Raw genomic sequence first — 17,394 nt, 5'->3', positions numbered from 1 at the left:
AAAAGTCAAATCGTCACAATTGTCAGCTTGCGCGTGCTGATTATGAAACAGTCAGGACGCGGATCAGTCTCGCGGCGTTTGCGCCTGCGGGGCCGTCGCCCACTCACCGCGCCAGTCGTAGCTGAGCGTCACGCAGTGCCGATAGGCGCCGTCCGACCACCGGCCCACGGCCTGCATAGTCAGAGGCCGCGGCGCACGGACGCGACCCATGATCAGCCACACCTCGTCGGCGCCGGGACATAGGGCGCGCGACAGGCCACGGCCGTCGCCGTCCTGATCGATGGCGTAGATGTCGTTTTCCTCTGCGCCCTGCGGCAGGACGCGTCGCGCGGCGTCCGGTCCGCCGCGCGTGAAACCGGCCGTGCCGCGCGCGGTGGTGGAGAACAGACGTTCCACCTGCACCGCGCCGAACAGACCGCGCCGCACCTGCAAGGTGACGCCCTTGGTCAGCGCCTGGGTGATCCTGTCCGACGCATTATAGGCCAGGTAGCGGGTGTCCGCATGGGCGGGCGCCGCCGCCGAACCAACGGCGATCAAGGCGAGAGCGGTGGCGGTGATACGGCGCATACGTCTCTCTTCCTCAGGTTTTGCGGCGAGAACGGGGCCTGATTCGATCAGTGCTCGCCGAGGCAGCGCAGCGCGACCTCGAGATTGCGCAGGCCATCTTCGCCGGTGACGGCCGGTGTTTCGCCGGTCGTGATGGCGCGAGCGAAGGCCTCCAGCTCCTTTTTCAGCGGTTCGGCCGGCCAGCTGTTCAGCATCCGGGTCGAGTAGGAGCCGTCCGGCTGCTGGCCGAAGTATTCTGTGACCTGGCGCGTGATCAGATCGGCGACGATGAATTTGGTCTTGGTCGCGACCTGCAGCGTGCGGGTCTTGTAGGGGGTGACCCAGTTTGTGGTGATGTGGGCGATCACCCCGCTGTCCAGGCGGAACTGGAGCAGGGCCGTGTCCTCGCGGTCCGCGCGCGTGCGGGCCAGTTGCGGCTGGACCTCGACGATCTCGGAGCCCGTCAGGTGGCGGATGATGTCGATGTCGTGCACGGCCAGGTCGATGACCACGCCGACCTCGCCCATGCGGGGCGGGAAGGGACCGACCCGCGTGATCTGGATCGAGATGATGTCGTCATCGGCGACGGCGCGCTTGACGGTTTCGACCGCCGGATTGAAGCGCTCGACCTGACCGACCATCAGGACCCGGTCATTGGCCTTGGCCGCATCGATCATGCGCTGGGCGTCGGCGACGCTGGCGGCGATCGGCTTTTCCACCAGGACATGGACGCCCTTTTCCAGCAGGGCGACGCCGATCTCGGCGTGGAATCGGTTGGGGGTGGCGACGATGGCGGCGTCCAGACCGGCGTCGACGAAGGCCTGGGCCGTCGTGACGGGCGATGCGCCATAGGCGGCGGCGACGCCCTCGGCCGTCACCGCATCGGGATCGAAGACGGTGGTCAGGTCGAACTCGCGCATTTCGGAGGCGACGCGTGCATGGTTGCGGCCCATGACGCCGACGCCGGCGACGCCGATCTTGAGGGCGGGGGTGTTCGGCATCGGCTTAGCCCTTGTAGCTGGCGACGGCGGCGACGATCTTGTCCTGGGTCGCCTCGTCCAGATCGGCGTGCATCGGCAGGCTGAGGACCCGGTCCCTCAGCCGTTCGGTGATCGGCAAGCCGCCCGCACCCTGCGGGAAGCGCTGATAGGCCGGCTGGATGTGCATCGGCACCGGATAATAGACGGCGGTGGGCACGCCCTGATCCTTCAGGTGCGCGGCCAGACCGTCGCGATCCTCATGTTCGATCGTGTATTGCGCCCAGATAGAGACGCCGCCGTCGATGACGTGAGGCACGGCCGAGACATGGGGCGCGAGGCGTTCGTTGTAGCGGGCGGCGATCCGGTTGCGCCATTCGATCTCCTGACCGAAGACTTTCAGCTTCTCGATCAGGATGGCGGCCTGGATGGTGTCCAGCCGGCTGTTCATGCCGATGCGCATGGCCAGATATTTGGGGTCGTGGGCGAAGGCGGCGGCGCCGGCCTCCAGGTCCTTGGCGACGACCTTGCCGTGCACGCGAAGGGAATCCATTTCCTGCGCCAGATCGTCGTCGTCGGTCAGCACCGCACCGCCGTCGCCGTAGCAGCCCAGGGGCTTGGCCGGGAAGAAGCTGGTCGTGGTGACGTCGGCCCACTTCAGCGGATGATTGCCGTTCAGGGTGCAGCCGAAACCTTGCGCCGAATCCGAGATCAGCTTCAGCCCGTGGCGGTCGCAGACGGCGCGGATGGCGGGATAGTCGGCGGGCTGGCCGAACAGATCGACGGCGATGACCACCTTGGGCGTCAGGCGACCCTCGGCCTTGACCGCTTCAATGGCCGCCTCGAGCCTGGCCGGGTCCATATTGTAGGTGTGGTCGTCGACGTCCACGAACACGGGCGAGGCGCCCAGCCACGGCACGACCTCGGCCGTGGCCGTGAAGGTGAAGCTGGGGCAGAAGACGGCGTCGCCGGTGCGGACGCCCCAAGCGATTAACGGCAGGATCAGGGCGTCGGTGCCGTTGCCGCAACCCAAGGCGTATTTGGCCTGGCCGAAGGCGGCGAGGTCTGCCTCGAACTGACGGACCTGCGGACCCATGACCCAGGCGCCGCCGACGACGGCTTCCTGAACGGCGGCCTCGATCTTGCCGCCGAGGCGCTGGCGCTGGGCCTGAAGGTCGATGAAGGGGATCATGGGGGACGCTCTCCACGGGGGATCGGGTGCGGCGGCCGGACAGGCGGGCCGCGAATGTCGGGTCGTCCTAGCAAGATCGGGCGCGCGGGCCAAATCGCGCGGCGTCACATCGCGTTGCCCTTTGCTACCGCACACAGGCCTTGGCGCCCGTCGGCTGGCGTCCTAAGCCAGCGCCATGACGACGCTTTCCGCCGCCCGGACCAGGGTCTCGAACTGGCTGTTCGACCATGCCCTGCCGCTGTGGGCCGAGCGGGGCGTGGACGCGCAGGGGCGTTTCTTCGAGCAGCTGGATTTCGACGGCCGGCCGGTGATCGGTCTTCGTCGCCGCACACGTGTTCAGGCGCGTCAGATCTATGTTTTCTGCGAAGCGGCGGCCTTGGGATGGGCGCAGGGCCGTGCGGTGGCCAAGGCCGGGCTGGATCAACTGATAGCCGACCGCCGACGTGACGACGGCCTTTGGGTCGCGGCGACCGATGACGACGGCGTGGTCGTCGATGAGACGCCTGATCTTTACGACCTGGCCTTCGTTCTGTTCGCGCTCGCGGCGGCGCACCGCGTCCTGGATGATGCGCGAGCGCGGCCTCTGGCGCTTGAGACGCTGGCTGCGATCGATCGGTTGATGGCGTCTTCGCGGGGAGGATGGGAGGAGGCTCTGCCGCCACGCCTGCCGCGTCGTCAAAATCCCCACATGCATATGCTGGAGGCCATGCTGGCCTGGCAGGCGATCGCGCCCGATCCGGCGTTCGAGGCGGCGGCGCGGGCGTCGCTGGACCTGTGCAAACACCGCTTCCTGATCAACGGCGCGATCCGCGAATATTTCACTGAGAACTGGTCCGCCGAGCCGGCGACGGGTCATGTGATCGAGCCGGGCCACCTTGAAGAATGGGCCTGGCTGCTGAAACAGGACGGGGACGACTCAGATCTTGCCGCGGCGCTACATCGTCGGGCGGCGGCGCAGGGTTATCGCGACGGATTCGCGATCCGCGAGATCGGCCCGGCGGGAGAGGTGCTGGATGGCGGACGGCGCCTGTGGGCCCAGACCGAGGCCATTCGCACGGGGTTGAGTTTTGGCGACGCGGGCCTTCCACGGTTGATCGCCGCCGTGTTCGACACGCATCTGGCCACCGCTGTGCCGGGCCTATGGGTGGACAGCTACGACGCCGAAGGCCGCTCACACGATGCGGCGGCGCCCGCCTCCAGCCTCTACCACCTGATGACCGCCTTTTCGGAACTGCTTCGGAGCGACGTATGACCGGCCGGCCCGCCGCCTTTCTGGATCGGGACGGGGTGCTGATCGAGGACAGCGGTTATCCGCATCGGCCTGAGCATCTGAAGCTGATCCCCGGTGCGGCGGCGGCGGTGCGGCGGATGAACCAGGCCGGTTATCGCACCGTGATCGTGACGAACCAGTCGGGCGTGGCGCGGGGCCTGTTCAGCGAAGAGACGATGAACGCCTTCAACGATCTGCTGGTCGCGCGACTGGCCGAAGAGGGGGCGATTATCGACGCCGTCTATTCCGCGCCCTTCCATCCCGAGGCGATCGAGGCGCGCTATCGCCATCCCGACCACCCTGATCGCAAACCCAATCCGGGCATGTTGCTGCGCGCCATCGAAGAGCACGATCTGGACCCGACGCAGTCCTTCATCATCGGCGATCAGAAGCGCGATCTGCAGGCCGGTGAGCGGGCCGGGGTGGCGGGCTATCTTTTTGAAGGCGGCGATCTGGACGCTTTCGTGCGCGATGTGGTCGGTCTCTAGGACCGGACGTCGCATTTCCTTGGCTGGTGAATTACTCTGAGCCAAATCGGAGGAGATCGCCAATGAGCGCGCCCTATCCATTCGCTGAACGCCGTTGGACTTCGCCGGACGGCCTCTCTCTCTTTGCGCGGGATTATGCGCCCGGTCCCGGCGTGGCGCGGCCGCCGGTGATCGCCATTCACGGCCTGACCCGCAACAGCGCCGATTTCGAAGCCATAGCGCCGCTTCTGGCCCAAAGCGGGCGGCGGGTGCTGGCGGTGGATGTGCGCGGGCGCGGCCTGTCGGACCGTGCGCCCGACCCCATGACCTACATGCCCGACGTCTATGCGCGCGACGTTCTGGCCCTGATGGAGCAGGCTGGAATCGATCGAGCGGTCTTCGTCGGCACCTCCATGGGCGGGCTCATCACCATGGCGCTGACGGCGATCCGGCCCAAGGCGGTGGTCGCGGCGATCCTGAACGACATCGGGCCGGAGGTGGCGCCGGAAGGTCTGGCGCGGATCGCTGCCTACAGCGGTCAGCCGGTCGAGATCGGCTCCTGGGCCGATGCAGCGGCCTATACGAAGCGGATCAATTCGGTGGCCTTCCCGCTCTATACGGATGCGGACTGGGACGCCTTCGCGCGACGCATTTTCCGCCAGCAGCCCGACGGCGAGATCGCGCTGGACTACGATCCCGACATCGCCGTGCCGATCCGCGCGGCGGGGGCCAAGGCGTTGGTCCCCAATCTGTGGCCCATGTTCGGGCGGCTGGCGAAGAAGAGGCCGACGCTGCTGGTGCGGGGAGCCAACTCCGACTTGCTGAGCGCCGACATCGCCGCGCGCATGAAGAAGGCGGCCCCGACCATGGCCTATGTCGAGGTTCCCGGCATCGGCCACGCGCCCATGTTGGACGAGGCCGAGGCCAAGGCGGCGATCTTCGAATTCCTGGCCGAGGTCGATTAGTCCCTGGTCGGATCGACCCGTGACGTATCGCCGTAGGTCAGGGCCAGGAAGACGTCCTCCAGGTCCGGATCTTCGGTGGTGATGTCAGCGATGGTGACGCCGGCGGCGCGCACGGCGTTGATGACCTGTTCGACCGACGACTGCCCCTTCTTGTAGGCGACCGCGAAGGCGCCGCCCGGACGGGGCGTGACCTCGAAGCCAGCCAGCACCGGCGGCGTCGCCTGGGGCGTTTCCGGGGTCACGACCACATTGCGACTGTCCAGACGGCGCAATAGCTGCGGCGTCGGTTCGCAGGCCACAACCTCGCCCCGGTTGACGATGGCGATGGTGTCGCAAAGCTCCTGCGCCTCTTCGAGATAGTGGGTGGTCAGGACGATGGTCACCCCCTCTTCGTTGATGCGGCGGACATAGGCCCACAGCTGGCGACGCAGTTCGACATCCACGCCGGCCGTCGGCTCGTCCAGGATCAGGATGGGCGGATTGTGGACCAGGGCCTTGGCCACCATCAGGCGGCGCTTCATGCCGCCGGACAGGGCGCGGACATAGGCGTTAGCCTTGTCCGACAGGCCCAGCGCGGCCAGCAGTTCGTCGGACCGGCGCTCATCCTTGGGCACGCCGTAAAAGCCCGCCTGCACCTCCAGCGATTCGCGCGGGGTGAAGAAGACGTCGGCGACGATCTCCTGCGGCACGACGCCCAGGGCGGCGGCGGCGTCGCGCGGCTCCTTGTCGATGTCCCGGCCCCAGATGGTCACAGAGCCTTCGGACTTCTTCACCACCCCGGCCAGGATGTTGATCAGGGTCGACTTGCCGGCGCCGTTCGGGCCCAGCAGGCCGAAGACCGAGCCGCGCGAAATGACCAGGTCGACGCCGCGCAGGGCCGTCTTGGGCGCAGCCTTCTTGGACCCGGCATAGGTCTTCTTCAGTCCCCGCACCTCGATGGCGTTGTCGGGCAGGGCGGGGGTCTCAGACATGGTCAGCTATTCACTCGGGCGGGACGGCGAGCGGCATAGGTAGGGCGAGGGACCGCATTCGCCAACCTGTCTAACCGACAGTATTAGACAAGCAGGCCTGTCCATGTGTCAATGGTGCTTGACTTGCACGTTTTGCGTGTCTAGCCTGCTTGTCATAAAGACAACTGAACTTGATGGAGACCGCCATGACCCCCGTTCAAAAAGCCAAGACGCCTCTGACCCGCACCCGCCTGCTAGGCTTCGTCGCCATGGCGGTCTGCGCCATTGGCTACATCGGTGGAGGACTGGCGCTGCTGGCGGGCAAGACCGATCAGATCGAGATGACGCATGCCGCCATCGCCGGCGCCGCCCTGCTGCTGATCGGCGAGATCGGTCTGTGGGTCGGCGCGGCCTGTCTGGGCCTGACCCTGTTCAAGAAGCGCAAGGCGATGCTGAACCGTCTTCTGGGCCGTCGCCCGGCGGCGCCCAGCGAGGTTTGACCTTCGGGGCCGGTCCGCCTAGGAAGCCCGCAAGCCTTTCAGACCCGGACCGGACCATGCCTCCCCGCCATTCCGACGCCATCATCCCGCCGCCCGAAGAGATCGTCGTCTCGACCAAACGCGTGGCCTGCGACGGCGGCGGCGGAGCCCTGGGTCATCCGCTGGTCTATATGGACATGGGCGAGGACGACTTCATCGAGTGCGGCTATTGCGACCGGCGTTTCGTTCTGTCAGCCCAGGCCCACGACGAAAACGAATATTTGAGCCCGGCGGCCCGCGCGCCCGAGGCCCACTGAGGCCGTAACCTCAGTTCAGTCGCGGTGTCGCGGCGGTTGGGTCTATAGACGGCTGACACGCTGTTCGGACGGAGACGAGCCTTGCGCTATCTGCACACCATGGTCCGGGTAAAGGACATCGACGCCTCGCTGCACTTCTATTGCGACCTTCTGGGTCTGCAGGAGGTGCGCCGCACCGAGAACGAGGCGGGCCGGTTCACGCTTGTGTTTCTCGCCGCGCCCAAGAATCTGGAACAGTCGGCGGCGGAACGCTGCCCCGAGGTCGAGCTGACGTTCAACTGGGATCCGGAAGAGTATCAGGGCGGCCGCAACTTCGGTCACTTGGCCTATAAGGTCGATGACATCTACGCCGCCTGCCAGAAGTTGATGGACGGCGGGGTGACGATCAGCCGTCCGCCGCGCGACGGCAACATGGCCTTCGTCCGCTCGCCCGACGGCATCTCCATCGAACTGCTTCAGGAAGGCGCGCCGCTGGCGCCGGCCGAGCCCTGGGCCTCCATGCCGAACGTCGGCGCCTGGTGATGACGGCGCGGACGGCGGCTCTGCTGACGGTTGCGGCGGTCGTGCTGTCGGCCTGCGCCTCGACCACCGAGAGCAACACCGGCCGTACGGCGACGGAGCAGCTGCTCTTGGCGCGCGCCTCGGACCGGGCGGTCGAGGGGTTGGTCCTGCCGCTGCCGACGGGCGCTTCGGTCTTCATCGACGACGCCTATTTCCAGGGCGAGGGCACCCGCTACGCCGTCAGCGCGATCCGCGGCGCGATCTCGGACGCCGGTTTCAGTCTGGCCCGCAACAAGGACGAGGCGAACGCCGTGTTCGAAATCCGCGCCGGCGCTCTGTCGCTGGAGCAGATGCGGCGCGTCTTCGGTATTCCCGAGATGCGGATCCCGATCAACGAGACCTTCAACGTCGTCTCCCTGCCGGAACTGTCGGTCTACAGCCACCGCGACCGGGTCGGGGTCGCCGAGTTTTCCGGCTTCCTCTACGAAGCCAAGACCGGTGCGCCGCTGGGCGCCGTCGTGCCGATGATCGGCACGTATCGTATCCGCAGCCACAAGGCCTTCATGGTCGTGTCCTGGGGCCAGCAGCAGGCCCAGCCGGGTCAACGTGATCCGGGATCGAGCTGGACCGAATTCTGACGCTGACGCGGGGGCGTAGGAGCCCTATGTTCCCGCCATGACCGAGACGACTGCGCCCGAAAATCCAGAGACCGAACGCCCGATGACGCAGGACGGCCCTGCGCTGCGGCTTTGGATGATCGACGCCTCGGCCTACATCTTTCGCGCCTATCACGCCCTGCCGCCCCTGACGCGCAAGTCTGACGGCTTGCCGGTCGGCGCGGTCCAGGGCTACTGCAACATGTTGTGGAAGCTGCTGAAGGACATGAAGGGAGCCGATGGCCCAACGCACCTGGTGGCCATCTTCGACCATTCGGAAAAGACGTTCCGCAACACCCTGTATGATCAGTACAAGGCCCATCGCCCGCCGCCGCCCGAGGACCTGGTCCCGCAGTTTCCGCTGGTGCGCGAGGCGACGGCGGCGTTCGGCGTGCATTGCGTTGAACTGCCCGGCTATGAGGCCGACGACCTGATCGCCACCTACGCTTGCAAGGCGCGCGATGCGGGCGGGGAGGCGGTGATCGTCTCGTCGGACAAGGACTTAATGCAACTGATCGGCGGCGGCGTCGTGATGTGGGATCCGATGAAGGACCGGCGTCTGGCCGAGCCTGAGGTTTTCGAAAAGTTTGGCGTCGGCCCCGAGAAGATGGTCGATCTGCAGGCCCTGATCGGCGACAGCGTCGACAACGTCCCCGGCGCGCCAGGCATCGGACCGAAGACGGCGGCGCAGCTGCTGGACGAGTACGGCGATCTGGACACCCTGCTGGCCAACGCCGGCGAGATCAAACAGCCCAAGCGTCGCCAGACGCTGATCGACTTCGCCGACCAGATCCGTCTGTCGCGCGAGCTGGTGCGCCTGACCTGCGATGCGCCGGCGCCCGAGGCGATCGAGGATTTCGCCGTGCGCGATCCCGATCCGGCGATCCTGTCGGCCTTTTTGGAGACGATGGAGTTCCGCTCGCTGCAGCGCCGCGTCGGCGACGGCAAGGCCGGGCCCAGCGACGTTTCCGCCTTTGCGCCCAAGCGTGCGCCGAACCTGAACGCGCCGGTCGCGACCCCTCGCTACGGCCAGGTCGTCGAAGGCCCCGCCGAGGTCCAGACCTTCGATCACGCGGCTTACGAATGCGTCCAGACCGAAGAGGCGCTGGATCGCTGGATCGCGCGCGCGACGGAGGTCGGCGTTGTCGGCTTCGATACCGAGACCGATACGCTGTCGGCGACCCATGCGGGCCTGTGCGGCGTGTCGCTGGCGGTGGGGCCGAATGAGGCCTGCTACATCCCCCTGACGCACGAGCACGAACCGCAGGCCGGCGAGGGCGGTCTCTTCGGCGAAGCGGGCGAGGCGCCTGAGCCGATCCATCAGCTGGACAAGCCCACGACCCTGGCCAAGCTGAAGACGTTGCTGGAAGACCCGTCGGTCCTGAAGGTGCTTCAGAACGCCAAATACGACATCGCCGTCATGGCGCGCCGGGGCATCCGCGTTGCGCCCTATGACGACACGATGCTGATCTCCTATGTGCTGGAGGGCGGGCTGCACGGGCACGGCATGGACGAGCTGGCGCGCCTGCACCTGGGCCACGAGCCGATTCCGTTCAAGAGCGTGGCGGGGACCGGCAAGAGCCAGAAATCCTTCAAGCACGTCGCGCTGAAGCCGGCCTCGGAATATGCCGCCGAGGATGCGGATGTGACCCTGCGGCTATGGCGGATCCTGAAACCCCGGCTGGCGCGTAAGGGCCTGTCCACCGTTTATGAGACGCTCGAGCGCGGCATGCCGACGGTGCTGGCGGACATGGAGCTGAACGGGGTTCGCATCGACCCCGACCGGCTGAAGCGGCTGTCCAGCGAGTTCGGCCTGCGCATGGCCGAGCTGGAGGCCCAGGCTCATGAGATCGCCGGGCGCCCCTTCAACATCGGCTCGCCGCGCCAGATCGGCGAGATCCTGTTCGGCGAACTGAACCTGCCGGGCGGCAAGAAGACCGCCTCGGGCCAGTGGGGCACCGACGCCAGCGTGCTGGAGGAGTTGGCGCTCAGCCACGATCTGCCGCGTGCGATCCTGGACTGGCGCCAGCTGTCCAAGCTGAAGGGCACCTATACCGACGCCCTGACCGCGGCCGCCGATCCCAAGACCGACCGGGTGCACACCAGCTATCAGCTGGCCGCCGCCACCACGGGCCGTCTGGCGTCCAGCGATCCCAACCTGCAGAACATCCCGATCCGCACCGAGACGGGTCGCGAGATCCGCCAGGCCTTCATCGCCGCGCCCGGCAATGTCCTGATCAGCGCCGACTACAGCCAGATCGAGCTGCGCCTCTTGGCCCATATCGGCGACATCCCCGAGCTGAAGCGCGCCTTCAAGGCGGGACTGGATATTCACGCCGCGACGGCGTCCGAGATGTTCGGCGTCCCGGTCGAGGGCATGCCGTCCGAGACCCGCCGGCGCGCCAAGGCGATCAACTTCGGCATCGTCTACGGCATTTCGGCCTTCGGCCTCGCCAACCAGCTGGGCATCGATCAGGGCGAGGCGGGGGCCTATATCAAGACCTATTTCGAACGGTTCCCCGGCATCCGCACCTATATGGACAAGATCAAGGCCGAGGTACGCCAGACCGGCTTCGTCTCGACCGTCTTCGGCCGCCGAATCCACATCCCGGCCATCCATTCCAAGTCCGGCGCCGAGCGCCAGTTCGGCGAGCGAGCCGCCATCAATGCCCCGATCCAGGGCGCGGCCGCCGACATCATTCGCCGCGCCATGATCCGCATGCCCGCCGCCCTGACCGAAGCCGGCCTCAGCACGCGCATGCTGCTTCAGGTCCACGACGAACTGGTGTTCGAGGCGCCGGAAGCCGAGGCCGAGCGCGCGATTGCCGTCATCAAACGCGTGATGGAGAAGGCTGCAGACCCGGCCGTGGCCCTGACAGTTCCGCTGGTGGTGGACGCCCGCGCGGCGTCCAACTGGGACGCGGCGCACTGATGGTTACATGACCAGTGAAATTGCAAACGCCTTCAGGTTAAATTAAGAGCAATCTTAGGTTCGTGGTCTGCGGAGCTGAGAAATGTCTGTTGGGCTTTTATTCGCAACGGTTTTACTGGCTGGCGGAGGTCAGGCGACACAGCCTTCGAATGCGAGTGGCTCGGTTCAAGTTGAAGACGTCATCGTCAACGCCAAGAGATTCGAGGATGCAGCCGAACAATACGTTGGCGCCGTAGCCGACCCTGCTGGCGCACGAGGTTTGGCGCGTTGGCGGGATGGCGTCTGTATTGGGGTCATCAATCTGCGCGCCGATGTGGCTCAGGAAATTGCCGATCGTCTGGGCGACACGGCTCGCGGCTTGGGCCTTCAGGTTGGGGCGCCGGGCTGTCGTCCAAATATCAAGATTATAGCATCAGATCAGCCATCGACACTGGCTGGAGCGCTCGTGTCGCAGTCGTTCAGGGCGTTCCACACAGGCGGCAGCGGCACTGATCAAGGCCGGGCAAGGCTTGATGCTTTTATCAACACTGACCGTCCTGTGCGTTGGTGGCAGGTCAGTTATCCAGGTAATGCTGAAACAGGCGAACTCGCCGTTAGGTTGCCTGGATACTATAACACACTTGCAATGGGATTGGATGGTAATGACGTTTTGGCCTATGCACCAAGTGTTCGCATAACAAGCCCCACGCGCCTACGTTCATCAATATCTGATTTTCTTTACCACATACTCATTATTCTAGATGTTGATCAGGTGCAAAGCGCCTCCGTCGGTCAACTGAGCGACTATCTGTCTATGGTGGCTTTTGCTCAAATCGACCCGGCAGGACAAACCCGAGGTTTTGCAACAATCCTCAATCTGTTTTCAAATCCCGAAGGTGCGCCATCGGGTTTGACGAGTTGGGACAGGGCTTATCTGGACGGACTTTACCAATCCGACCTGACCCGCATCCAAATCGGTAACCAAGCGTCGGCATTGGCGTCTTCCGCACGAGCTATGAAAGCTGCTTCTGATAGAGCGGCCATAGACGACTAAAGGTATGAACTCGCGGTAGCCCTTCGTTGTAACGTAAGCTACGCCGCGATCATGCCGATGTCGTCGGGGAGTTCGCCGCGGCCGAGCAGGCCGGTTTCGAAGTCCATGAAGATGTCCATCAGCTCCTCGACGTTCACCGGAGAGGCGGAGGAGCCGAAGCGGAAGCGCCAGTAGCTGACGATGTGCTGAACGGCGCCCAGCTGGTCGCCCAGCTTGGCGAACATCGAGGGGGCGTCGAGCAGGAAGTCGCGGAAGGCGATGGGACGGCCTTCCTGGGTCAGTTTGGCATAGGCGTCGTCATAGACCCGCAAGGTTCTGCTGACCTCGTCGCAGGTCTTGATGATGCGACCGCGCAGGACATCGCGGCTGCGCGCCAGATATTCCTTGGCGGCACGATCGACCTTGCCGACGGGCTTGATCGTGCGCACCGCCTCGGCGACGCCGGCGACCTCGCCCAGCAGGGCGGCGAGCGTCCATTTGTAATAGAGGAAGCCTTTCCAGCAGAAGACACCCTCCTGGTACTGCTCAGGCGCCAGGCGCAGGGTCAGTCGCAAGGCGTCCAACTGATCACCGGGCGTGTTCGACAGAATCTTGGACGCCATCCGCCCGGCGGAATCCGAATTCACGGCCACGGTATCCGCGCCCAGGCTCAGCGTCACCAGCGGCTCGATCTCGCTGCGGACGAAGGCCAGCATGCGCTGAAGGTCGCTGTCGCTGATCGAGAAGTAGCAGGGCGAGGGGTCCAGGCCGCCGCGACGCAGCTGTTCACGCAGCAGGAAGGGATCCAGCGACGGCAGTCTGTCGATCAGGCGCAGGGTTTCGATGTCGGGATGGTTGGGCGCCACGCCGAACGCCTCCATCATCATCCGCTCGAAGCCGATCTGATTGACGAAGACGTATCGGCCGCCGGTCTTCAGGTCGGCATCGTCGATGGGGATGACCACCTTGGTCGCGACCTGACGCCGGCCGGTGAACAGATCGGTCTCGTTGCGTCGCAGACGATGCTTGATGATCAGGGCGCGGTTCAGCGCCGCCGTACGGAAGATCGGACGCGCCGCCCAGTCGGGATTGCGCACGGCGCCGTCGGGTGCGCTGTCGCCGTTCTCCTCCCACACGCGCAGCAGATTCAGCACACGGGCGGTGGAAGCCGAGCTCTTGAGGTGCTCCAGGTTGCGGACGGCGCGATCAGTCATGGCGATGACGCTACGCCAACAATTGTCACCAATGGCTTAGCTTCGCCGTTGAAAATATCCTTGGTCGCCGAATTTGACTCAGTCGGCGCCTGCAACCTGCTTCCAGGCTCTGACGCGCCGCGCTGGCGCGTGACAGCGATCCGGGTCTAGAAGGGCGGCATGCAGATTTTCGACATTCTGATCATCCTCGCGATCCTGGCCGTGACCATCACCCTGGGCTTCGGCCTCTATTCGCTGTTCCGGGGCGGAGAGTATGCGCGCAGCCATTCCAACAAGCTGATGCGGCTGCGCGTCGGGCTTCAGGCGGTCGCCGTCATCCTGCTGGTCGTCGGCATGTTGTGGAAGGCGACGCAGGGGGCCTGATCATGGTGACGCTGAACAAGATCTACACCCGCACGGGCGATGACGGTCGCACGCGGCTGGCGTCCGGCGCGCCGGTGTCCAAGAGCGATGCCCGGGTCGAGGCCTATGGCGCGGTGGATGAGCTGAACGCGGTGATCGGGGTCGCCCGGCTGAACAGCGGCCAGAACGACCGGATCGACGCCATGCTGGGCCGGATCCAGAATGAGCTGTTCGACCTGGGCGCCGATCTGGCTACGCCCCTGGACCCTCCGCCTGCGTGGGAGGCCCTGCGCATCGTCGAGGGTCAGGTTGCGCGGCTGGAGCAGGAAATCGACTGGATGAACGAGAGCCTGAAGGCGCTCGACAGCTTCATCCTGCCGGGCGGCGCGCCCTTGTCGGCCCATCTGCACGTCGCGCGCACCGTCTGCCGACGGGCCGAACGGGAGGCGGTGCGTCTGATCGAAAACGGCGAGGCCGTGAATGTCGAGGCGGTCAAATATCTGAACCGCCTGTCCGACCATCTTTTCGTCGCCGCGCGACGCGCCAACGCCAACGGCGCCAGCGACATCAAATGGAAGCCCGGCGCGACCCGCTAGGCGAAGCCGGTCAGGCGGCGGGACGCGCCGCCGCCAGTGCGGCTTTCTGACGCTCGGCCTCTGCGGCGCGGGCGCGGCCCTGGGCGGCGAGGTCCTGTTCGATGCGAACCAGCTCGCGATTCTTCTCGGCCGAAGCCTCGGCGCGCGACACGCCGTTTGGGCGGCCGGTGATCTGGGCGATGGAGATGGGCTGGGCGCAGATGCGGCTTTCCATATCGTACCATTTGCCTGCCGCCTCGCACCGTTTGCCGGGCGCGACCCAGTAGTCCTGCAGGGCGAAAATCCCGACGACCGTGATGCCGAACAGGCCGAAGAAGATCATCGCCAGGCGGGGAAAGGTCAGGAAACGCTTCATCTCGTGGTCCGTTGGATAGGGATCGAAGCCACAGCTTGACCCCGCGTTACGTTGACAGGCCTTCGCGACCACTCCATGTCCTGCCCACACATTCAGGCGATTTCACGGATAGACCCATGAAGGTACTCGTCCCCGTCAAACGGGTGATCGACTATAACGTCAAGGCCCGCGTCAAGGCGGATCAGTCGGGCGTCGATCTGGCCAACGTCAAGATGAGCATGAACCCCTTCGACGAGATCGCCGTCGAAGAGGCGGTTCGTCTGAAGGAAGGCAAGGAACATCATGCCGCCGGCACCGCGACGGAAATCGTCGTGGTCTCCATCGGCGTCACCCAGGCGCAGGAAACCATCCGCACGGCGCTGGCCATGGGCGCGGATCGGGGGCTGCTGATCCAATCGGATACGGATCTTGAGCCGCTGGCGGTCGCCAAGCTGCTCAAGGCGGTGGTCGAGGAAGAAAAGCCCGACCTGGTCCTGATGGGCAAACAGTCGATCGACGGCGACAACAATGCGGTGGGCCAGATGCTGGCCGCCCTACTGGACTGGCCCCAGGCGACCTTCGCCGGCAAGCTGGTGATCGACGCCGGCAAGGCCGCTGTGACGCGCGAGGTCGACGGCGGCCTGCAGACCATCGCCGCCGAACTGCCGGCGGTGGTGACGGTGGACCTGCGGCTGAACACGCCGCGCTACGCCTCCTTGCCGAACATCATGAAGGCCAAGAAGAAGGAGATCGCCATGAAGGCGGTCGCCGACTACGGCGTCGATGTCGCCGACCGTCTGAAGGTCATCAAGGTCACCGAGCCGCCCAAGCGGTCGGCCGGCGTCAAGGTGGCTGATGCGGCCGAACTGGTTTCCAAGCTCAAGTCTGCGGGAGCGCTGTAAAATGGCTGTCCTCGTCATCGCCGATCACGACGGTTCGACCGTTCGCGATACCACGCATAAAACCGTGACCGCCGCGCTGGGCCTGTCGTCCGATGTGGACGTCCTGGTCCTCGGGCAGGGAGCGCAGGCCGCCGCCGACAGCGCCGCCAAGATCGCGGGCGTCCGCAAGGTGCTGCTGGCCGAGAGCGCCGGTCTGGGCAAGATGCTCGCCGAAGCGGTCGAGGCGACCGTCCTGCCGCTGGCCGGGGGCTACGACGCCATCCTGACGTCGGCGACCACGGACGGAAAGAACTTCGCCCCGCGTCTGGCCGCCAAGCTGGATGTCGCGCCGATCTCGGACATCATCGAGGTGGTGTCGGCCGATACCTTCGTGCGCCCCATCTATGCTGGCAATGCGCTGGAGACGATCCAGTCGTCGGACGCCAAGAAGGTGATCACGGTGCGACCGACCGCCTTCGCCGCCGCGGCTGAGGGCGGTTCGGCCCCGGTCGAGAGCGTCGCCGGCGCCGATGCACCCAAGACGGCCTTCGTGTCCGAGGAGATGGTCAAGTCGGACCGGCCCGAACTGGGCGCCGCCAAGATCATCGTCTCGGGCGGTCGCGCCCTGGGCTCGGCGGACGAATTCCATGCCGTGATGGAGCCGCTCGCCGACAAGCTGGGCGCCGCCATCGGCGCCTCGCGCGCAGCGGTCGACGCCGGCTATGCGCCCAACGACTATCAGGTCGGTCAGACCGGCAAGGTGGTCGCCCCGGCGCTCTACATCGCCATCGGCATCTCGGGCGCGATTCAGCACCTGGCCGGGATGAAGGACTCCAAGACCATAGTCGCCATCAACAAGGACGCGGACGCCCCGATCTTCCAGGTCGCGGACTATGGTCTGGTCGGCGACTACAAGACGGTCGTGCCGGAACTGATGGCCGCCCTGGGCTAGGCCCAGGTCGAATCGATTTGAAGAGGGCGCGGCGCCGATCGGAGCCGCGCCTTTTTCTTGCCCGCAGAGGACCACATGGCGAACTTGCCTGTAAGGCTGCAGCCCGGCGCTGCGGCCGAACGCATCGACGGGTGGACGAGCGACGCCGAAGGTCGCCCCTTGCTCAAGGTGCGCGTCCGCGCCCGCCCGATCAAGGGAGAGGCCAACGACGCCCTGATCCGGCTCCTGGCCAAAAGCCTTGGCGTCCCCAAGTCGGCGGTCAGCCTGGGACGCGGCGGACAGTCGCGCTCTAAGATGATCGTCGTGCAGGGCCTGGATGACGAAGAGCTGCGCTTGCGCCTCGTCGACGGTCTTTCTGGCGATTGAGGAGAGCCATCCGGCCGATTGGTGCGTTCTGCATCGGAACAGGAGCCCAGCCCAATGACGATGGACGCCCGCATCCTCCACGCCCGCAGCGGCGTCACGCTCGAGCAGAAGGGCGATATCTACGCGGTCTCAAGCCTGCGGCTGTCCGAGCCGGCGACCTATGCGGAAGAGGCGGACGCCCAACGCGCCTTCGATCATGAGGTCGCAGCCTCAGAGCAGGATCCAGAACTGATGTCGCGTCTCGGCGGGGCCTGAGCAGGCGAAACGCCTGTATCTACGGGCTTCGGATAAGCTCGAGGATTACGATTCCTGATCGACGATCATGAGTCTGCGAGAAACTTCCCTTCTCCTGTCAGAATCCGCTTGCTGACAAATCAGCCTCTCCGTATAGAGCCGCCTCGCTCGGAAACGGGCTGGCCGGCGGGGCCGCGGGGGGGTGAAGGTC

General features: G+C 65.6%; 21 protein-coding genes. 15 read left to right on the top strand and 6 right to left on the bottom strand.

All coding sequences use genetic code 11. The annotated features are described in order from the left end of the window. Positions 1-63 precede the first annotated feature (63 nt). Genes HF680_RS09170 through HF680_RS09160 form a run of 3 tightly spaced genes read right to left on the bottom strand, consistent with a single transcriptional unit; the run spans position 64 to position 2,715 of the window. On the bottom strand, positions 64-567 hold the full coding sequence (locus HF680_RS09170; protein ID WP_045810938.1) for a hypothetical protein: 504 nt from the start codon (positions 565-567) through the stop codon (positions 64-66). A gap of 47 nt (positions 568-614) precedes the next feature. Continuing rightward, complete coding sequence (locus tag HF680_RS09165) at positions 615-1,547, bottom strand: Gfo/Idh/MocA family protein (protein ID WP_045810937.1); 933 nt, start codon at positions 1,545-1,547, stop codon at positions 615-617. Between the two features lie 4 nt (positions 1,548-1,551). Beyond that, positions 1,552-2,715 (bottom strand): DegT/DnrJ/EryC1/StrS family aminotransferase, encoded by a 1,164-nt coding sequence (locus HF680_RS09160; protein ID WP_045810936.1) that lies wholly within the window; start codon positions 2,713-2,715, stop codon positions 1,552-1,554. Positions 2,716-2,890: 175 nt separating this feature from the next. Here HF680_RS09160 and HF680_RS09155 point away from each other — a divergent pair, with 175 nt between their 5' ends. The 3 genes from HF680_RS09155 (at position 2,891) to HF680_RS09145 (ending at position 5,417) form a co-directional block, all read left to right on the top strand. Then, entirely contained in the window at positions 2,891-3,967 is a 1,077-nt protein-coding gene (locus HF680_RS09155; RefSeq protein WP_045810935.1) for an AGE family epimerase/isomerase, read from the top strand. After that, the gene (locus HF680_RS09150) at positions 3,964-4,473 is read left to right on the top strand and encodes a D-glycero-alpha-D-manno-heptose-1,7-bisphosphate 7-phosphatase (protein ID WP_045810934.1); all 510 of its coding nucleotides are present in this window, start codon (positions 3,964-3,966) and stop codon (positions 4,471-4,473) included. The genes HF680_RS09155 and HF680_RS09150 overlap by 4 nt, the downstream gene beginning before the upstream one ends. A 62-nt stretch (positions 4,474-4,535) precedes the next feature. Beyond that, complete coding sequence (locus HF680_RS09145) at positions 4,536-5,417, top strand: alpha/beta fold hydrolase (RefSeq protein ID WP_045810933.1); 882 nt, start codon at positions 4,536-4,538, stop codon at positions 5,415-5,417. Here HF680_RS09145 and HF680_RS09140 read toward each other — a convergent pair. Further along, a complete protein-coding gene (locus tag HF680_RS09140; protein WP_185224850.1) occupies positions 5,414-6,388 on the bottom strand; it encodes an ABC transporter ATP-binding protein in 975 nt (324 codons plus the stop codon). The two genes, HF680_RS09145 and HF680_RS09140, sit on opposite strands and share 4 nt — an antisense overlap. 185 nt (positions 6,389-6,573) lie before the next feature. Here HF680_RS09140 and HF680_RS09135 point away from each other — a divergent pair, with 185 nt between their 5' ends. The 6 genes from HF680_RS09135 to HF680_RS09110 all read left to right on the top strand — a co-directional run bounded on the left by HF680_RS09135 (position 6,574) and on the right by HF680_RS09110 (position 12,285). Next, positions 6,574-6,867, top strand: a complete 294-nt coding sequence (locus HF680_RS09135; RefSeq protein ID WP_235968925.1) for a hypothetical protein — start codon at positions 6,574-6,576, stop codon at positions 6,865-6,867. Positions 6,868-6,923: 56 nt separating this feature from the next. Then, positions 6,924-7,163, top strand: coding sequence for a zinc-finger domain-containing protein (locus HF680_RS09130; RefSeq protein ID WP_017505425.1), 240 nt, complete (start codon positions 6,924-6,926; stop codon positions 7,161-7,163). 81 nt (positions 7,164-7,244) lie between these two features. Further along, on the top strand, positions 7,245-7,685 hold the full coding sequence (locus tag HF680_RS09125; RefSeq protein ID WP_185224849.1) for a VOC family protein: 441 nt from the start codon (positions 7,245-7,247) through the stop codon (positions 7,683-7,685). Then, complete coding sequence (locus HF680_RS09120; protein ID WP_017505427.1) at positions 7,685-8,302, top strand: DUF6655 family protein; 618 nt, start codon at positions 7,685-7,687, stop codon at positions 8,300-8,302. Before HF680_RS09125 ends, HF680_RS09120 begins: the two co-directional genes overlap by 1 nt. Positions 8,303-8,339: 37 nt before the next feature. Next, positions 8,340-11,252 carry a DNA polymerase I gene (gene polA, locus HF680_RS09115; protein ID WP_185224848.1) on the top strand — a complete coding sequence of 971 codons (2,913 nt, stop codon included), beginning with the start codon at positions 8,340-8,342 and terminating at the stop codon, positions 11,250-11,252. 82 nt (positions 11,253-11,334) lie between these two features. After that, positions 11,335-12,285, top strand: coding sequence for a hypothetical protein (locus HF680_RS09110; RefSeq protein WP_185224847.1), 951 nt, complete (start codon positions 11,335-11,337; stop codon positions 12,283-12,285). Between the two features lie 38 nt (positions 12,286-12,323). Here HF680_RS09110 and HF680_RS09105 read toward each other — a convergent pair whose 3' ends face one another. Next, positions 12,324-13,478: a hypothetical protein gene (locus HF680_RS09105; protein ID WP_185224846.1), complete on the bottom strand. Its 1,155-nt coding sequence runs from the start codon at positions 13,476-13,478 to the stop codon at positions 12,324-12,326. Positions 13,479-13,637: 159 nt separating this feature from the next. Here HF680_RS09105 and HF680_RS09100 point away from each other — a divergent pair, with 159 nt between their 5' ends. Further along, positions 13,638-13,841 (top strand): twin transmembrane helix small protein, encoded by a 204-nt coding sequence (locus HF680_RS09100; RefSeq protein WP_137720424.1) that lies wholly within the window; start codon positions 13,638-13,640, stop codon positions 13,839-13,841. Between the two features lie 2 nt (positions 13,842-13,843). Then, a complete protein-coding gene (locus HF680_RS09095) occupies positions 13,844-14,416 on the top strand; it encodes a cob(I)yrinic acid a,c-diamide adenosyltransferase (RefSeq protein WP_045810927.1) in 573 nt (190 codons plus the stop codon). Between the two features lie 10 nt (positions 14,417-14,426). Here the strand turns inward: HF680_RS09095 and HF680_RS09090 are convergent, their stop codons facing one another. Next, positions 14,427-14,771: a hypothetical protein gene (locus HF680_RS09090; RefSeq protein WP_017505432.1), complete on the bottom strand. Its 345-nt coding sequence runs from the start codon at positions 14,769-14,771 to the stop codon at positions 14,427-14,429. 116 nt (positions 14,772-14,887) lie between these two features. Between HF680_RS09090 and HF680_RS09085 the strand changes: the two genes are divergently transcribed. The 4 genes from HF680_RS09085 (at position 14,888) to HF680_RS09070 (ending at position 17,204) form a co-directional block, all read left to right on the top strand. Then, the gene (locus HF680_RS09085) at positions 14,888-15,652 is read left to right on the top strand and encodes an electron transfer flavoprotein subunit beta/FixA family protein (RefSeq protein WP_185224845.1); all 765 of its coding nucleotides are present in this window, start codon (positions 14,888-14,890) and stop codon (positions 15,650-15,652) included. 1 nt (position 15,653) lies between these two features. After that, positions 15,654-16,583, top strand: coding sequence for an electron transfer flavoprotein subunit alpha/FixB family protein (locus tag HF680_RS09080; RefSeq protein ID WP_185224844.1), 930 nt, complete (start codon positions 15,654-15,656; stop codon positions 16,581-16,583). A 75-nt stretch (positions 16,584-16,658) separates the two neighbouring features. Beyond that, positions 16,659-16,949, top strand: coding sequence for a DUF167 domain-containing protein (locus HF680_RS09075; protein WP_185224843.1), 291 nt, complete (start codon positions 16,659-16,661; stop codon positions 16,947-16,949). A gap of 54 nt (positions 16,950-17,003) precedes the next feature. After that, positions 17,004-17,204 (top strand): hypothetical protein, encoded by a 201-nt coding sequence (locus HF680_RS09070; RefSeq protein ID WP_185224842.1) that lies wholly within the window; start codon positions 17,004-17,006, stop codon positions 17,202-17,204. The last annotated feature ends 190 nt before the right edge of the window (positions 17,205-17,394 follow it).

Origin of the sequence: Brevundimonas huaxiensis (genome assembly GCF_014218725.1) — a bacterium.
GTDB classification, from domain to species: domain Bacteria; phylum Pseudomonadota; class Alphaproteobacteria; order Caulobacterales; family Caulobacteraceae; genus Brevundimonas; species Brevundimonas huaxiensis.
The sequence above is the reverse complement of the archived record's forward strand: the minus strand, read 5'-3'. Positions and strand labels throughout refer to the sequence as shown.

What these genes read in the sequence shown, in the direction of transcription:
- HF680_RS09130 (WP_017505425.1), top strand. Translation starts at nt 6,924, where the DNA reads ATGCCTCCCCGCCATTCCGACGCCATCATCCCGCCGCCCGAAGAGATC.
- HF680_RS09170 (WP_045810938.1), bottom strand. Translation starts at nt 567, where the DNA reads ATGCGCCGTATCACCGCCACCGCTCTCGCCTTGATCGCCGTTGGTTCG.
- HF680_RS09150 (WP_045810934.1), top strand. Translation starts at nt 3,964, where the DNA reads ATGACCGGCCGGCCCGCCGCCTTTCTGGATCGGGACGGGGTGCTGATC.
- HF680_RS09110 (WP_185224847.1), top strand. Translation starts at nt 11,335, where the DNA reads ATGTCTGTTGGGCTTTTATTCGCAACGGTTTTACTGGCTGGCGGAGGT.
- HF680_RS09070 (WP_185224842.1), top strand. Translation starts at nt 17,004, where the DNA reads ATGACGATGGACGCCCGCATCCTCCACGCCCGCAGCGGCGTCACGCTC.
- HF680_RS09135 (WP_235968925.1), top strand. Translation starts at nt 6,574, where the DNA reads ATGACCCCCGTTCAAAAAGCCAAGACGCCTCTGACCCGCACCCGCCTG.
- HF680_RS09080 (WP_185224844.1), top strand. Translation starts at nt 15,654, where the DNA reads ATGGCTGTCCTCGTCATCGCCGATCACGACGGTTCGACCGTTCGCGAT.
- HF680_RS09085 (WP_185224845.1), top strand. Translation starts at nt 14,888, where the DNA reads ATGAAGGTACTCGTCCCCGTCAAACGGGTGATCGACTATAACGTCAAG.
- HF680_RS09075 (WP_185224843.1), top strand. Translation starts at nt 16,659, where the DNA reads ATGGCGAACTTGCCTGTAAGGCTGCAGCCCGGCGCTGCGGCCGAACGC.
- HF680_RS09165 (WP_045810937.1), bottom strand. Translation starts at nt 1,547, where the DNA reads ATGCCGAACACCCCCGCCCTCAAGATCGGCGTCGCCGGCGTCGGCGTC.
- HF680_RS09160 (WP_045810936.1), bottom strand. Translation starts at nt 2,715, where the DNA reads ATGATCCCCTTCATCGACCTTCAGGCCCAGCGCCAGCGCCTCGGCGGC.
- HF680_RS09120 (WP_017505427.1), top strand. Translation starts at nt 7,685, where the DNA reads ATGACGGCGCGGACGGCGGCTCTGCTGACGGTTGCGGCGGTCGTGCTG.
- HF680_RS09145 (WP_045810933.1), top strand. Translation starts at nt 4,536, where the DNA reads ATGAGCGCGCCCTATCCATTCGCTGAACGCCGTTGGACTTCGCCGGAC.
- HF680_RS09095 (WP_045810927.1), top strand. Translation starts at nt 13,844, where the DNA reads ATGGTGACGCTGAACAAGATCTACACCCGCACGGGCGATGACGGTCGC.
- HF680_RS09140 (WP_185224850.1), bottom strand. Translation starts at nt 6,388, where the DNA reads ATGTCTGAGACCCCCGCCCTGCCCGACAACGCCATCGAGGTGCGGGGA.
- polA (WP_185224848.1), top strand. Translation starts at nt 8,340, where the DNA reads ATGACCGAGACGACTGCGCCCGAAAATCCAGAGACCGAACGCCCGATG.
- HF680_RS09155 (WP_045810935.1), top strand. Translation starts at nt 2,891, where the DNA reads ATGACGACGCTTTCCGCCGCCCGGACCAGGGTCTCGAACTGGCTGTTC.
- HF680_RS09090 (WP_017505432.1), bottom strand. Translation starts at nt 14,771, where the DNA reads ATGAAGCGTTTCCTGACCTTTCCCCGCCTGGCGATGATCTTCTTCGGC.
- HF680_RS09100 (WP_137720424.1), top strand. Translation starts at nt 13,638, where the DNA reads ATGCAGATTTTCGACATTCTGATCATCCTCGCGATCCTGGCCGTGACC.
- HF680_RS09105 (WP_185224846.1), bottom strand. Translation starts at nt 13,478, where the DNA reads ATGACTGATCGCGCCGTCCGCAACCTGGAGCACCTCAAGAGCTCGGCT.